The organism is Nocardioides sp. (assembly GCF_031397825.1).
GTDB lineage: Bacteria > Actinomycetota > Actinomycetes > Propionibacteriales > Nocardioidaceae > Nocardioides.
Genome location: NZ_JANNML010000044.1, coordinates 1 through 12,865 on the forward strand (window position 1 = coordinate 1; position 12,865 = coordinate 12,865).

Consider the following 12,865-nt stretch of genomic DNA (forward strand, 5'->3'; position numbering starts at 1 on the left):
CCCGTCGGGGCGCATGCTCGAGCCGCCGAGCGAGAAGAAGTCGTGGCCCTCGGCCAGCTCGTTGAGGTCCAGCAGGACCTCCTCACCGGGCAGGGCCGGCTCGTCGACCGTGGAGTCCTCGGCCGGGGTCGGCGGGGTCCAGTCGTCGGGTCCGGTGACCGGGACGCGGCAGCTGGCGCCGTACTCGCGCCCCTCGAAGGAGCGCGCGTAGTACCAGTGGTCGCGGTTGCGCGTCGGCACCGAGAGGTCGGTCTCGCGGGTGCGGGCCTTGATCTCGTCGAAGAGCGTCTGGCGCAGGTCGGCGAGGTGCGCGGTGCGGTCCTGGGTCCAGGTGTTCTCGGCCTCGAGGTAGGCGACCGTCTCCGGCGACTCCTTGTCACGCAGCCAGTCGTAGGCGTCGACGCGGGTGCGTCCGTGGTGCTCGGTGGTGACGGGACGGGCGGCGGCGAGGGGTGCGACGGGCTGTGACATGTCGTGAACGCTATCCACCCCCTCCACCACGGTGGTGAGAGAGTCGCACCGTGGGTGAGCCCGGGGACCAGCAGCGCGTCGTCGACCTCAACGCCGACCTCGGCGAGGAGGTCACCGACGACGTCGCCCTGCTGGGGGTCGTGACCAGCGCCAACGTCGCCTGCGGCTACCACGCCGGGAGCGCCGCCGTCATGCGCGCGGTGTGCGCGGAGGCCGCTCGTCGCGGGGTCTCGGTCGGCGCCCAGGTGTCCTACGCCGACCGCGAGGGCTTCGGTCGTCGGCGCACGGACGTGGAGGGCCAGGTGCTGCGCGAGCAGGTCGCCGACCAGGTCGGCGTCCTCGGTGCGATCGCCCGCGAGGAGGGGACCGAGGTGCGCTACGACAAGCCCCACGGTGCGCTCTACCACCGGGTGCTCGACGACGTGGAGCAGGCCGGCGCGGTGCTGGCCGGGTCGGGGACGCTGCCGGTCCTGGGCATGGACGGCGTGCTGCTCGCGCTCGCGGCCGACGCCGGTCGCGCGGTGTGGCACGAGGGCTTCCCCGACCGCGCCTACGACGCGACCGGTCGGCTCGTCGGACGCGACCGACCCGGGGCCGTGCTCGACGACGCCCGCGCGATCACGGCCCAGGCGTTGGCGCTCGCACCCCGCGTCGACTCGCTGTGCCTGCACGGCGACGAGCCCGAGGCGGTCGCCCACGCCCACGGCGTACGACGTGCGCTCGAGGCCGCCGGCTGGGTGCTGCGGGGCCTGTGAGCGGCCGCCCACAAGTGGGGCCGGATCCTGTGGAGAGCCGCCGAAATCTGTGCACTCACGACCTCCATCTGTGGAGGAGCCTGTGGGAACCGAAGTTTGTGGGAGTTTCCTCCAGCGTTCTCTTGCGCGGGCCGTCCGCAGGCACGTAGAACTCTCCCTACCAGATCGGCGCGGACCGCAAGGTCGGCAACGGACTGGTGATCGGACAAGGCTCGAAGACCCACACCGCGAGGTATCTCGAGGCGTCGGCCCGGTGACGGGGACGGCGGGGGCGGAGAGCGCGTCATGATCGGCCGGGCGTCACCGTTTCCGGTCAAGCCGAGGGCCTCTTGATGCTCATACCACCAAGAGGCCCTCACCCTATTTCGCCCTGGTGGGCGCGGTCGACGCTACCGGGCAGACTGGCCCCGTGCACCTGCGTCCCGTCGGCCCCCGCGCCCTGCTGGCCGACGTCGCCGACGCGTCCGAGGCCCTCGCCCTGGCGACCTGGGCGCGCACCGTCGGGATCGCTGCGGCCGACGTGGTGCCGGCGGCGCGCACCGTGCTGCTCGACGGCCTGACGGCCGAGGCTGCCGACGACCTGCGGGCGCGGTTGGCGCACTGGTCACCGCAGAGTCCGGTCGACGCCCCGGAGGCCGACCCCGGCCCCGTCGTCGAGGTGCCCGTGGTCTACGACGGCGTCGACCTCGCCCTCGTCGCCGACCGGTGGGGCACCGACGTCGAGGGGGTGGTCGCCCGGCACACCGGCACCGCCTTCACGGCCGCCTTCTGCGGCTTCGCGCCGGGCTTCGCCTACCTGGCCGGGCTGCCCGAGGAGCTGGCCGTGCCGCGGCTGGACTCACCGCGCGCCGCGGTGCCCGCCGGTGCCGTGGCGCTCGCCGGTCCCTGGTGCGGTGTCTACCCGACGGCCTCGCCCGGCGGGTGGCGCCTGCTGGGTCGCACCGACGCGGTGCTCTGGGACGCCGAACGCGAGCGACCCGCCCTGCTCGCGCCGGGCACCCGCGTGCGGTTCGTGCGCGCATGAGCCTGCGCGTCCTCGCCTCCGGCGCGCTGACCACCGTGCAGGACCTCGGTCGCCCCGGCCTGGCCCACCTCGGCGTCCCGCGGGCCGGCGCCCTCGACCGGCCGGCCGCCGCCCTCGCCAACCGGCTCGTGGGCAACGCCGCGGACGCGGCCGTGCTCGAGGTGACCCTCGGTGGCCTGGTCGTCACGACCGATGCCGGGGCGTGGGTCGCGGTCACCGGCGCGGTGTGCCCCGTCGACGTCGACGGCGCCCCTCGTGGCCACGCCCGGCCCGAGTGGCTGGCCGCCGGCTCCCGCCTCAGCATCGGTACGACGAGCAGCGGGGTCCGCAGCTATCTCGCGGTCGGCGGGGGCATCGCGGTCGCCCCGGTGCTGGGCTCCCGCGCCACCGACACCCTCGCGTGGGTCGGCCCACCCCGCGTGGAGCCCGGCACGCGGCTGCCCGTCGGTCCGGTGCTCGGTCGACCGGCCCCGCACGACACCCCACGGCCGCCCCGCGCCGGTGCGCTGCGGGTGCATCCCGGGCCGAGGGCCGACTGGTTCGCGCCCCACGCCCTGACCACCTTGTGCGGATCGACGTACGAGGTGGGGAGCGCGAGCAACCGGATCGGCCTGCGTCTGCAGGGGCCGCCGCTGGAGCGGGTGCGTCACGACGAGCTGCCCAGCGAGGGGATGGTGCTGGGCGCCGTGCAGGTGCCGCCGGACGGGCAGCCCGTGGTGTTCCTGGCCGACCACCCGCCGACGGGCGGCTACCCGGTGCTGGCGGTGGTCGAGGAGGCCGACCTGTGGCAGTGCGCGCAGGTGCGGCCGGGGGAGACGGTGCGGTTCACACGCGCCTGAGGAACTCCATCGACGCCTCGACGGGCCGGAAGCCGATCAGCTCGTTGATCGAGATCATGAAGTCGTTGGTCTCGCCGTTCTGGGTCGTCACGCGGGCGACGTGGGGGCGCTGCTCCTGGACGGCGCGCAGGTTGGCGGTCTTGACGGCGAGCCCGAGCCGGTGGCCCCGGTGCTCGCGGTGCACGAAGGTGCCCCACTGCCAGACGTCGCGGCCCTCGGGGTCGAGCGGCACCTGCAGCGTGGACTGCGCGGCGACCACGCCGTCCGGGCTCAGCGCGATCGTCTCGAAGGTCTCGCGCCCCATCGCGGCGCTCATCTCGTAGCGCTCGGCGAGCCGCTCGGGGGTCATCACCTCCTCCTCGTAGACGACGTCGCCGGTCGGGGCGTCGACGGCGAGCTGGCCGAGCAGCACGCACAGCGACTCCGCGTGCTCGTCGGGGAAGGAGCCGACGTGGGTCTCGATGCGGTAGTCCGCCGCGGCCGCGGCCGCCTGGTCCGCCCACGCGCTCAGGCTCGCCTCGGGCACCGGCAGGTCGAGGTGACGCACGACCTCGACGTTGGAGCGGGCGAAGCCGTGGTGCTCCGCGAAGGCACGGTAGGGATGGTCCTCGACGCGGTCGAAGGGGATCTTGGTGCCGCCCGTGAGCTGCGTGCGGCCGTCGGCCGTCGCGACCTCGGTCAGTCGCGCCACCAGCGCGCTGCCGATGCCGGAACGACGGTGGTCGGGATCGACGACGACCTCGAACCAGGCCTTGTCGGTGTTGTCGAGGAGGAAGAGGTAGGCCGTGGCCACGCCGACGACCTCCCCGTCGACGAAGGCGCCGAGGTGCACGGCGCGCTCACCGCTGTCGGGGGCGCGCACCCCCCCGACCCACTCCTGCTCGGTGGCCCGCGGCATCTCCTCGCGCCCCAGGGAGGTGCCGCGGTCGACGACGCGGAAGACGGCGCTCATCAGGTCGTCGTCGTGGATGTCGAGCGGTCGCAGGTCCATGACCGCAGGCTAGGGCTGCCGCGGGCCGCCCCGCGAGCGAGTTTTCAGCCGAGGGGCGCGTCGTCCTCGGGGACCGGCAGCCGCCACGGCTCCAGCTCCGGGTCGTCGATGGCGTAGGACCGCACCGGCCCCGGCGGGGTCTGCGCGGTCTCGAACCGCACGGTGACCACCCCGCGCCCCGAGCCCCACCCCCAGCCGCGGCCCATCTCCGCGTGCACGACGTCCGACCCCGGCGCCCACGTCGTACGACGAGACGTGGGCGCCTCGACCACCGGCACGTCGTCGTCGGCCGACGCCTCGGGGTCGGACTCGCCGAAGAGGTCGTCCTGGATCCAGTCGGCCAGACCCGAGACGCCCACCCCGAGCAGCCGGACGCCCCCGGAGGTGTCCAGGTCGGCGAGCAGGGCGCGGGCCAGCCGCGCGATCGTCGCGGTCGCGTCGGTGGGGGAGCCCAGCGTGCTGGAGCGGCTCACCGTCGTGAAGTCGTGCATGCGGACCTTGATCGTCACCGTGCGGCCCGACAGCCCGTGCTTGCGCAGCCGGGTCGCGACCTCCCCGGCCTGCCGGGTCAGCAGCCCCTCCATGAGCCGGCGGTCGGTCAGGTCAGTCTCGTAGGTGCCCTCGACGCTCACCGACTTGGCCTCCCGCTCGGAGACGACCGGGCGGTCGTCGAGGGCACGGGCCAGGTGCCACAGGCCGGAGCCCTGCGCCTTGCCGACCAGGCGCACCAGCTCGGCGAGGTCCACCGCCTCGAGGTCGGCGACGGTGCGGATGCCGACCCGGCGCAGCCGCTCGTCGGTGGCCGGGCCGACGCCGGGGATGACGCTGACGGCCATCGGGCGCAGCAGGTCCTGCTCGGTGCCGGGCGGCACGACGGTCAGCCCGTCGGGCTTGTCGAGCTCGCTGGCCACCTTGGCGATGAACTTCGACGTGCCGAGCCCCACCGAGGCGGTCAGCCCGTGCGTCACCTCGTGGACCCGCTGGCGCAGCTCCTCGGCGAAGGCACTCACGGTCGCGAGCTCGAGGTCGGGCAGGTCGGCCTGGGCGAGGTCGACGAAGGCCTCGTCGAGGGAGAGCGGCTCCACCAGCGGGGAGACCGAGCGCAGCAAGCCCATGACCGCGGCGCTGGCCTCGCGGTAGGCCGGGAAGCGGCCGCCCAGGAAGGCCGCGTGCGGGCACCGCGAGCGCGCCTCGCGCGTCGACATCGCCGAGCGCACGCCGTAACGGCGGGCCTCGTAGGACGCGGTCGCCACCACGCCCCGCCCGCCGACCCCGCCGACGACGACGGGCTTGCCGCGCAGGGAGGGCTTGTCGCGTTGCTCGACGGCCGCGAAGAAGGCGTCGAGGTCCAGGTGGAGGACCGAGGCCTGGGCGCGCACCAACGCAACGTACCCGCGGCCATCCACAGGCCGCGAAGTGCCAGGGGTGGAGCCGGGTCGTCGGGGGGACGGGTGGTCCATGAGACCTCACGACCTGACCCCGATGACCGCCCGCTGCCCCGACGACCTGCTGGCCATGGTGCCGGTGACGCTCGGCTTCACGCCCACCGACTCCGTCGCGATGCTGACCTTCGGTGCCACCCACCCCTTCCACGCCCGCGTGGACCTGCCCGAGCGCAGGGACGACGTGCCGGAGCTCGTCGACTGCCTCGTCGACCCGGCTGTGCGCAACGGCGTGCGCCGGGTCGTCCTGGTGCTCTACTCCGAGGACGAGGCCATGGCCGGTCGGGTCTGGCGTGGCCTGCGCGACGGCTTCCGTGACGCCGGCATCGCCGTGCTCGAGGCGCTCCGCGCCGACGGCCGGCGCTGGTACCCGCTGCTCGGCGGCGACCGGCTGGCCGCCGAGCTCGGCGTGCCCTACGACGTCAGCGCGCACCCGTTCGTCGCCCAGGCCGTGCTGTGCGGCCGGGTCACGCTGGCCGACCGGGGCGAGCTGGCCCGCACGCTCGCCCCGGTGCCCGCGCGGGTCGACGAGGTGGCGGCGGCGCTCGAGCGACGACCCGTGCGCTGGGGACGTGACGACCCGCCCGAGGTCGAGGTGATCCTGCAGGAAGGGGAGTGGACCGAGCTGCTGGTCGAGCACCTCGTGGCGCGGGGGAGCGCGCCGGAGGTCGACGACGTGGCGCGGCTGCTGCGCGGCCTGGTGCTGCTGCGGGTCCGTGACGCCGCCTGGCTGACGATCACGGCCGACACCGCCGGCGAGCACGTCGCGTGGTGGAGCGACCTGCTGCGTCGTACGCCGTCGGGGCTGGCCGCCCCCGTGGCGACCCTGCTGGCGTGGTCGGCCTGGCAGGCCGGGCACGGCGCGCTGGCCTGGTGCGCGCTGGACGTGGCCCTCGCAGCCGAGCCGGACTACAGCCTGGCCACCACCCTCGCCGAGATGCTCCTGGCCGCGGTGCCGCCCTCGACCTGGGCCGACGTGGTCCGTCTGGACTGGCGGCTGGGTCTGGGCGAGGCCGCCTGAGCCCGGCTGGGTCTAGGCTCCGGACATGGGAGAAGAGGTCGACGCACAGGAGTTCACCCGGGCCGACCGCACGCGTCACCGCGAGAAGGTGCGTCGCAACCTCGACGTCTTCGCGAGGATGCTGCGCGAGGCCGCGTTCGACACCGACGACCCGATGACCGGCCTCGAGGTGGAGCTCAACCTCGTCGACGAGCTCGGCGACCCGGCGCTGCGCAACGCGGAGGCGCTCGAGGCGATCGCCGACCCCGACTTCCAGACCGAGCTCGGCCAGTTCAACATCGAGATCAACGTGCCGCCCGCGCGCCTGCGTGAAGGCGGGCTCACGACCTTCGAGGACACGCTGCGGCGCAGTCTCAACGACGCCCAGACCAAGTGCACCGAGGTCGGTGCGCACCTGGTCATGATCGGCATCCTGCCCACCCTGGCCGACGGCCACATGGGGCTCGACTCGATCAGCGGCAACCCGCGCTACCGGTTGCTCAGCGAGCAGATCCTCGACGCGCGCGGTGAGGACATCACGATCACCATCGCCGGACAGGAGCGTCTCCAGACCACGGCCGACTCGATCGTGCCCGAGGCGGCCTGCACCAGCACCCAGCTCCACGTGCAGACCTCGCCCGACCAGTTCGCCGCCTACTGGAACGCCTCGCAGGCGATCTCGTCCATCCAGCTCGCGGTCGGGGCCAACTCGCCCTACCTCCTCGGCAAGGAGCTGTGGCGCGAGACCCGGATCCCGCTCTTCGAGCAGGCCACCGACACCCGCAGCGAGGAGCTCAAGGCCCAAGGCGTCCGCCCGCGCGTGTGGTTCGGCGAGCGCTGGATCACCACGGTCTTCGACCTCTTCGAGGAGAACGTGCGCTACTTCCCGGCGCTGCTGCCCATCACCGACCAGGAGGACCCGCTCGAGGTCCTCGAGGGCGGCGGCACGCCGAGGCTGTCGGAGCTGCGCCTGCACAACGGCACCATCTACCGCTGGAACAGGCCGGTCTACGACGTCAACGCCAGCGTCCCGCACCTGCGGGTCGAGAACCGCGTGCTCGCGGCCGGTCCCACGGTCGCCGACACCATCGCCAACGCCGCGTTCTACTTCGGCCTGGTGCGCGCCCTCGCCGAGAGCGAGCGGCCGTTGTGGTCGCAGATGTCCTTCAGCGCCGCCGAGGAGAACTTCCACGTCGCGGCCCAGCAGGGCATCGATGCGCAGATCTACTGGCCCGGCGTCGGTCAGGTCCAGGCCACCGAGCTGGTGCTGCGCCGGCTGCTGCCGCTGGCCCAGGAGGGCCTCGAGTCGTGGGGCGCCACCGCCGAGGAGATCGACCGGATGCTCGGCATCATCGAGCAGCGCTGCCTGACCGGTCGCAACGGCGCCGAGTGGTTCACCCGCCAGATGCACCAGCGCCCCGAGGCCGATCGCTACGACGCCCTGCGCGCCGTGCTCCTGGAGTACGCCGAGCGGATGCACACCAACGAGCCCGTCCACACCTGGTAGGCGGCCCGGTGGGTTCGGTCGGCGCTCAGCGCTCCCGCAGCCGCTGCCACGTGCGGGTCACGCCGCTGCGCGGGTCGCGCCAGCCCTGACGGGTGACGACGACCATCGTCAGGGGCAGGCCCGCCTCCGCGCAGGCCGCGCGGGCGGCCGCCAACCAGGCCAGGTCGACGTCCTCGACGTCCAACCCGCCGGAGCGGGTGAGCCACACCAGCGGAGGCTGCCCGGGGCGGAGGGCCCGTCGTAGGAGAGCGGCGACGAGGTCGCAGCGCAGCCCGTGGTCGGTGGACTCGCCGCCGCTCAGGCCCAGCACCGCCACCTCGCCGCCCGGGACGCCGACGTGGAGCAGGGGCGCGAAGACCCGCCGGTGCTCGTGGGAGGCGTGGTCGAGCACCGCGCGACGCAGGGCGCGGTGCACCGGTGCGCTGACAGGCGGGTGCAGTCCTTCGGCCACACCGGCAGCGTGCCGGATCGGATGCGTCCACGCCGCGGCCCTCCACAGGCTCCCGCCACGCGCGATGGTGGGCTAGGTTCCTGACATGGGAAAAGTCGTGGTCGGTTATGTGCCCAAGCCCGAGGGTGACGCAGCTCTCGCCCAGGCGATCGCCGAGGCCCAGCTGCGAGGCTCGGACCTGGTGGTCGTCAACTCGCACCGCGGGGGTGCCGGCTTCGACTCGGTGGCCTCGGCCCAGCTCGACGCCGACATGGACAAGGTCCGTGCCAAGGTCGAGGCGGCCGGCGTCGCCTTCGAGATCCGTCAGCTGGTGCGCGGCTTCGAGCCGGCCGAGGACCTGATCAGCATCGCCGAGGCCAACTCGGCCGAGCTGATCGTCATCGGCCTGCGCCGCCGCACCCCGGTGGGCAAGCTGATCCTCGGCTCCAACGCGCAGCGCGTCCTCCTCGACGCCCACTGCCCGGTGCTGGCCGTCAAGGCCGACTGAGACCCTCCGCGACCGCTCCTGACTCGATCAGGGCGAGCAGGTCTTCGGTCGGCCGCACGTCGCCGAACGAGCGGTAGACCGTGTGCAGGGTCGCGTTGTGGTCCTGGTCGCGCACTGCCGCGCACCCGTCGGCGACCAGCACCACCCGGAAGCCCAGCGTGCTGGCGTCGCGCACCGAGGACTCGACGCAGACGTTGGTGATCGTCCCGGTGACCAGCACCGTGTCGACGTGACGCTCCTCGAGCAGCCCCGGCAGGGGGCTGTGGCCGGGGAAGAACGCGCTCGTCGCGGTCTTCTCCACCCACAGGTCGTCCGGCTCGGCCTCCAGGGAGGACGAGAGCCGGTCGGCCATCGCGCCCTCGCCGCCGGAGGCGTCGTAGAGACGGGCGACCTCGGCACCGTAGAACTCCTCGGAGACCCGCAGCCGCGTGCTCGGCAGCACCCACGCGACCGTGCCACCCGCTGACCGCAACGCGCCGGCCAGCGTGTTGACCTGGGGCACGATGCCGCGGCAGTAGTCGTTCTCCTCGACGAAGAAGTCGACCAGGTCGATCACCACCAGCGCCGTACGACGCGGGTCGAGCCGCTCGTAGGCGTGTCGTCGCCCTCGGCGCTGCTCCTGGCGGGCGAGCTCGCGCTCCTCGACGTGCCAGGAGTGCAGCCGTCCGCTCATCGGGCCAGGCTAGGCGACGTCGCCGCCTCAGCCGGGCGACTTGCCGACCGTCAGGAGCACCGCGGAGTCCTCGACCGCCTCGAGTGAGTGCCGCGCATCCGGGACGAACAGCAGGTCGCCCGGAGACCCGTTCCAGCGCACGTCCCCGGACACCAGGGTGACCCGCCCGTGGAGCACCTGCACCGTCGCCTCTCCCGGGTTCTCGTGCTCGTCCAGCAGGCTGCCGGCGCGGAGCGCGATCAGGGTCTGTCGCAGCACGTGCTCGTGCCCTCCGTAGACCGTGAGGGCGCTCCGGCCGCTCGAGGCGCTGCGCGCCGTCTCCAGGTGGTGACGGACGAGGGCGGTCAACGAGGTCTTCTGCATGGTTCCTCTGTTCTGGGTGTCGGGTCTCAGGTCCGGCTCAGGCCGGTCGGCTGCGCGACGCTCTCGTCGTGGAGGAAGCTCGGCGACCGGTCGTGGGCCTCGTCGACGATGGCCCATCCGCTCACCCCGAGCGTGACGACCGAGACCGGGAAGATGCCCAGCTCCTCGCGCTCGATGTGCACGTCCAGGTCGTCCAGCAGGGCGGTGACCGTGGCGACGAAGGAGGAGGCCTCCAGGGCCAGGCCGTCGACCACGGCCACCGCGGCCACCAGGTCACGGTGCTCGCCCTCCAGGCCGGCGACCTCGTCGACGAAGTCACCGGAGGCCCGGAGCGCCCGGAAGATGCCGTCCTCCTCGCGGTCGACGTGGCGGTCGAGGTGCTCGACCAGGGCGTGCAGCAGCGTGCGCGCCGCGGCGTGGTCCCCGGCGCCCAGGGCGGCCCGCACGTGGTGGGCCTGGACGCCCAGGGCGTCGTGCTCGTCCATGAGCTCACCGATGGGTTGGACGCCGCGGCACCCGCAGTAGTCACACATCAGCCGACCCGGTCCCAGCCCCGCCGGGGGCGGTGGCTGCCCAGGCCCTCGTCACGGCTGCGGTAGACGATGTAGGGCCGGGTGAGGTAGCCCAGGGGTGCGCTGAAGACGTGGACGAGCCGGGTGAAGGGCCACAGGGCGAACAGCGCGAAGGCCACCAGCCCGTGGAGCTGGAAGCCGAGCGGGGCCTCGCCCATGAGCTCGGGGTGCAGGTCGAAGCGGAACAGGCCGCGGAACCAGACGGAGACGCCCTCGCGGTAGTCGTAGTCGCCGAAGATGTTGGCGGCGACGGTGTTGAAGAGCCCCAGGAGGATGACGGTGGCGAGGAAGAGGTACATCACCTTGTCCATCCGGGTCGTCACCGAGAACACCGGGCCGACCGTGCGGCGACGGTAGATCAGGATCGCCATGCCGATGACGGTCGCGGCGCCGGCGAGGGCGCCGATGGAGACGGCGAAGAAGTGGTAGAGCCCCTCGGAGACACCGACGGCCTCGGTCCAGGACGTGGGGATCCCGAGCCCGATCACGTGGCCGAAGAAGACGCCGATGATGCCGAAGTGGAACAGCGGGCTGCCCAGTCGCAGCAGCCGGTTCTCGTAGAGCTGGGAGGAGCGCGTGGTCCAGCCGAACTTGTCGTAGCGGTAGCGCCACAGGTGACCGACCACGAAGGTCGTCAGGCACACGTAGGGGACGACCACGAAGAGGAAGCTGTTCATCGGCGCGCTCCCGGGAAGGAGGGCATGGGCAGGGCGACGTGCTGGGCGGCTGCCCCTGGACTGAACTGGGGCGCGGCGAACGGCGCCAGGCCGACCTCCTCCTCGGGTGGGCCCTCGGCGGCCAGGCGGCGTACGGCGTCGCGCTCGTCGCCGCGCAGCGGGGGAAGCGTCGCGGCCACGGCGTCGAGCAGACCCGCCCACGGTGACGCCATCTGTGCCAGGGACAGGCGCAGCAGCTCCAGCCCGGCACGGTGGTCGAGCATCAGCCCGCGCCCGAGGTCGTGGTCGACCGTGGCGGCGAACTCGAGGACGACACAGAGGTGGTCCGGCAGCTCGGCGCCCCGGGAGGAGTCGTCGTCGAGGTCGAAGCCGGCGCTGAGGTAGGTCTGCTTGAAGCGCAGCAGGGCCATCCCGCGCTTGCGGGTGTCGCCGTGCGCGAAGTAGGTGAGGAACAGGTTGCAGCGACGCCGGTCGTCGAAGGTGGCGACGTACTCGGCCTGCAGGTCGGGCAGGGATGCCCTCTCCAGGTGGTCTGCGAAGGCACGGATGGGGTCGCCGACCGCTGCCGGCAGCTGGTGGACGGCCTCGCGGATGATGCCCAGGCGCTCGACCAGGTCGTCGTCGGGGTAGTCGAGCAGCAGCGAGACCGACTGCCACGCGATGGTCAGCTGCTGCGGGGCCAGGGTCGAGGACCGCGGGCGGAGGAGGCTCACGACGGGTCCCCCTTCGGTGGGAAGAGCCCGGGCGGCGAGCCCCGGCCGTCCCAGTTGAGGAGGTTGATCCTGCCGCTCTTGTCCTCGGGCGCTGCCAGGGAGTCGGAGGTCTGGCGGCTCTGCAGCATCTGGAAGTTCTCGACCGCGATCGGGGTGGGGGCGCCCGAGCCCTCCCCGAAGAGGTCCTGCTGGCCGCCACCGTAGGCGGAGACCGAGCACTCGGTCCCGAGCTCCTCGAGGGAGTGAGCCTGCTCGGTGTGGGCCGAGGGGATGACGTAGCGCTCGTCGTACTTGGCGATGGCGAGCAGGCGGTACATGTCGTACATCTCCTCCTCGCTCATCCCGACCGCGGCCGGGATCGAGGCGTCGGCCTCGCGGCCCATGGTGATGTCGCGCATGTAGCAGCGCATCGCGGCGAGCTTCTTGAGCACGGCGTCGACCGGGGCGACGTCGCCGGCGGTGAAGAGCTCGGCGAGGTACTCCACCGGGATCCGCAGCGCGTCGATCGCAGCGAAGAGGTTGCCCTTGTCCTCGGCGTCCTCGCCCGTCTCCTGGACGACGTCGACGACTGGCGAGAGCGGCGGGATGTACCAGACCATCGGCATCGTGCGGTACTCCGGGTGCAGGGGCAGCGCGACCCTGAAGGTGTTGATCAGGGCGTGGATGGGGGAGCGCTGGGCGGCGTCGATCCAGTCACGGGCGATGCCGGCCTTCTCCGCCTCCCGCACGACCTCGGGGTCGTGGGGGTCGAGGAAGACGTCGCGCTGTGCCTCGTAGAGACCGTGCTCGTCCTCCGTCGACGCGGCCTCGAGGACCTTGTCGGCGTCGTAGAGCACGAGCCCGATGTAGCGCAGCCGGCCGACACAGGTCTCCGCGCACACGGTGGGCAGCCCGACCTCG

At 72.9% G+C, this 12,865-nt stretch carries 14 protein-coding genes and 2 pseudogenes; 6 read left to right on the plus strand and 10 right to left on the minus strand.

Annotated features, from left to right (window positions below):
- A pseudogene (locus tag RMN98_RS03425) lies at positions 1–471 on the minus strand (oligopeptidase B); the annotation flags it as partial.
- Between the two features lie 50 nt (positions 472–521).
- Between RMN98_RS03425 and RMN98_RS03430 the strand changes: the two are divergent.
- The 3 genes from RMN98_RS03430 to RMN98_RS03440 all read left to right on the plus strand — a co-directional run bounded on the left by RMN98_RS03430 (position 522) and on the right by RMN98_RS03440 (position 3,089).
- Positions 522–1,226, plus strand: a complete 705-nt coding sequence (locus RMN98_RS03430; protein WP_309647396.1) for a 5-oxoprolinase subunit PxpA — start codon at positions 522–524, stop codon at positions 1,224–1,226.
- Between the two features lie 409 nt (positions 1,227–1,635).
- A complete protein-coding gene (locus RMN98_RS03435) occupies positions 1,636–2,250 on the plus strand; it encodes an allophanate hydrolase subunit 1 (RefSeq protein WP_309647397.1) in 615 nt (204 codons plus the stop codon).
- Entirely contained in the window at positions 2,247–3,089 is an 843-nt protein-coding gene (locus RMN98_RS03440) for a biotin-dependent carboxyltransferase family protein (RefSeq protein WP_309647398.1), read from the plus strand. The genes RMN98_RS03435 and RMN98_RS03440 overlap by 4 nt, the downstream gene beginning before the upstream one ends.
- On the opposite strand, the gene RMN98_RS03445 is transcribed toward RMN98_RS03440, so the two are convergent.
- Both RMN98_RS03445 and RMN98_RS03450 read right to left on the minus strand, forming a co-directional pair.
- Complete coding sequence (locus RMN98_RS03445; RefSeq protein ID WP_309647399.1) at positions 3,076–4,080, minus strand: GNAT family N-acetyltransferase; 1,005 nt, start codon at positions 4,078–4,080, stop codon at positions 3,076–3,078. The genes RMN98_RS03440 and RMN98_RS03445 overlap by 14 nt on opposite strands.
- A gap of 44 nt (positions 4,081–4,124) precedes the next feature.
- On the minus strand, positions 4,125–5,459 hold the full coding sequence (locus RMN98_RS03450; protein WP_309647400.1) for a DNA polymerase IV: 1,335 nt from the start codon (positions 5,457–5,459) through the stop codon (positions 4,125–4,127).
- Between the two features lie 79 nt (positions 5,460–5,538).
- Between RMN98_RS03450 and RMN98_RS03455 the strand changes: the two genes are divergently transcribed.
- Positions 5,539–6,543 carry a DUF4192 domain-containing protein gene (locus RMN98_RS03455; RefSeq protein WP_309647401.1) on the plus strand — a complete coding sequence of 335 codons (1,005 nt, stop codon included), beginning with the start codon at positions 5,539–5,541 and terminating at the stop codon, positions 6,541–6,543.
- 25 nt (positions 6,544–6,568) lie between these two features.
- The gene (locus RMN98_RS03460; protein WP_309647402.1) at positions 6,569–8,029 is read left to right on the plus strand and encodes a glutamate-cysteine ligase family protein; all 1,461 of its coding nucleotides are present in this window, start codon (positions 6,569–6,571) and stop codon (positions 8,027–8,029) included.
- A gap of 25 nt (positions 8,030–8,054) precedes the next feature.
- Here the strand turns inward: RMN98_RS03460 and RMN98_RS03465 are convergent, their stop codons facing one another.
- Complete coding sequence (locus tag RMN98_RS03465; protein WP_309647403.1) at positions 8,055–8,480, minus strand: hypothetical protein; 426 nt, start codon at positions 8,478–8,480, stop codon at positions 8,055–8,057.
- An 85-nt stretch (positions 8,481–8,565) separates the two neighbouring features.
- On the opposite strand from RMN98_RS03465, the gene RMN98_RS03470 reads away from it, so the two are divergent.
- Complete coding sequence (locus tag RMN98_RS03470; protein WP_309647404.1) at positions 8,566–8,967, plus strand: universal stress protein; 402 nt, start codon at positions 8,566–8,568, stop codon at positions 8,965–8,967.
- On the opposite strand, the gene RMN98_RS03475 is transcribed toward RMN98_RS03470, so the two are convergent.
- From RMN98_RS03475 to narY, 6 genes and pseudogenes are all read right to left on the minus strand, one after another.
- Positions 8,954–9,640 (minus strand): isochorismatase family cysteine hydrolase, encoded by a 687-nt coding sequence (locus RMN98_RS03475; RefSeq protein WP_309647405.1) that lies wholly within the window; start codon positions 9,638–9,640, stop codon positions 8,954–8,956. The genes RMN98_RS03470 and RMN98_RS03475 overlap by 14 nt on opposite strands.
- A gap of 27 nt (positions 9,641–9,667) precedes the next feature.
- Positions 9,668–10,003 (minus strand): cupin domain-containing protein, encoded by a 336-nt coding sequence (locus RMN98_RS03480; RefSeq protein WP_309647406.1) that lies wholly within the window; start codon positions 10,001–10,003, stop codon positions 9,668–9,670.
- Between the two features lie 26 nt (positions 10,004–10,029).
- Positions 10,030–10,536, minus strand: a complete 507-nt coding sequence (locus RMN98_RS03485) for a hemerythrin domain-containing protein (protein ID WP_309647407.1) — start codon at positions 10,534–10,536, stop codon at positions 10,030–10,032.
- The gene (gene narI / locus RMN98_RS03490) at positions 10,536–11,252 is read right to left on the minus strand and encodes a respiratory nitrate reductase subunit gamma (protein ID WP_309647408.1); all 717 of its coding nucleotides are present in this window, start codon (positions 11,250–11,252) and stop codon (positions 10,536–10,538) included. Before narI ends, RMN98_RS03485 begins: the two co-directional genes overlap by 1 nt.
- Positions 11,249–11,965 (minus strand): nitrate reductase molybdenum cofactor assembly chaperone, encoded by a 717-nt coding sequence (gene narJ / locus RMN98_RS03495; protein ID WP_309647409.1) that lies wholly within the window; start codon positions 11,963–11,965, stop codon positions 11,249–11,251. The genes narI and narJ overlap by 4 nt, the downstream gene beginning before the upstream one ends.
- A pseudogene (gene narY / locus RMN98_RS03500) lies at positions 11,962–12,865 on the minus strand (nitrate reductase subunit beta); the annotation flags it as partial. The gene narJ and the pseudogene narY, both read right to left, overlap by 4 nt.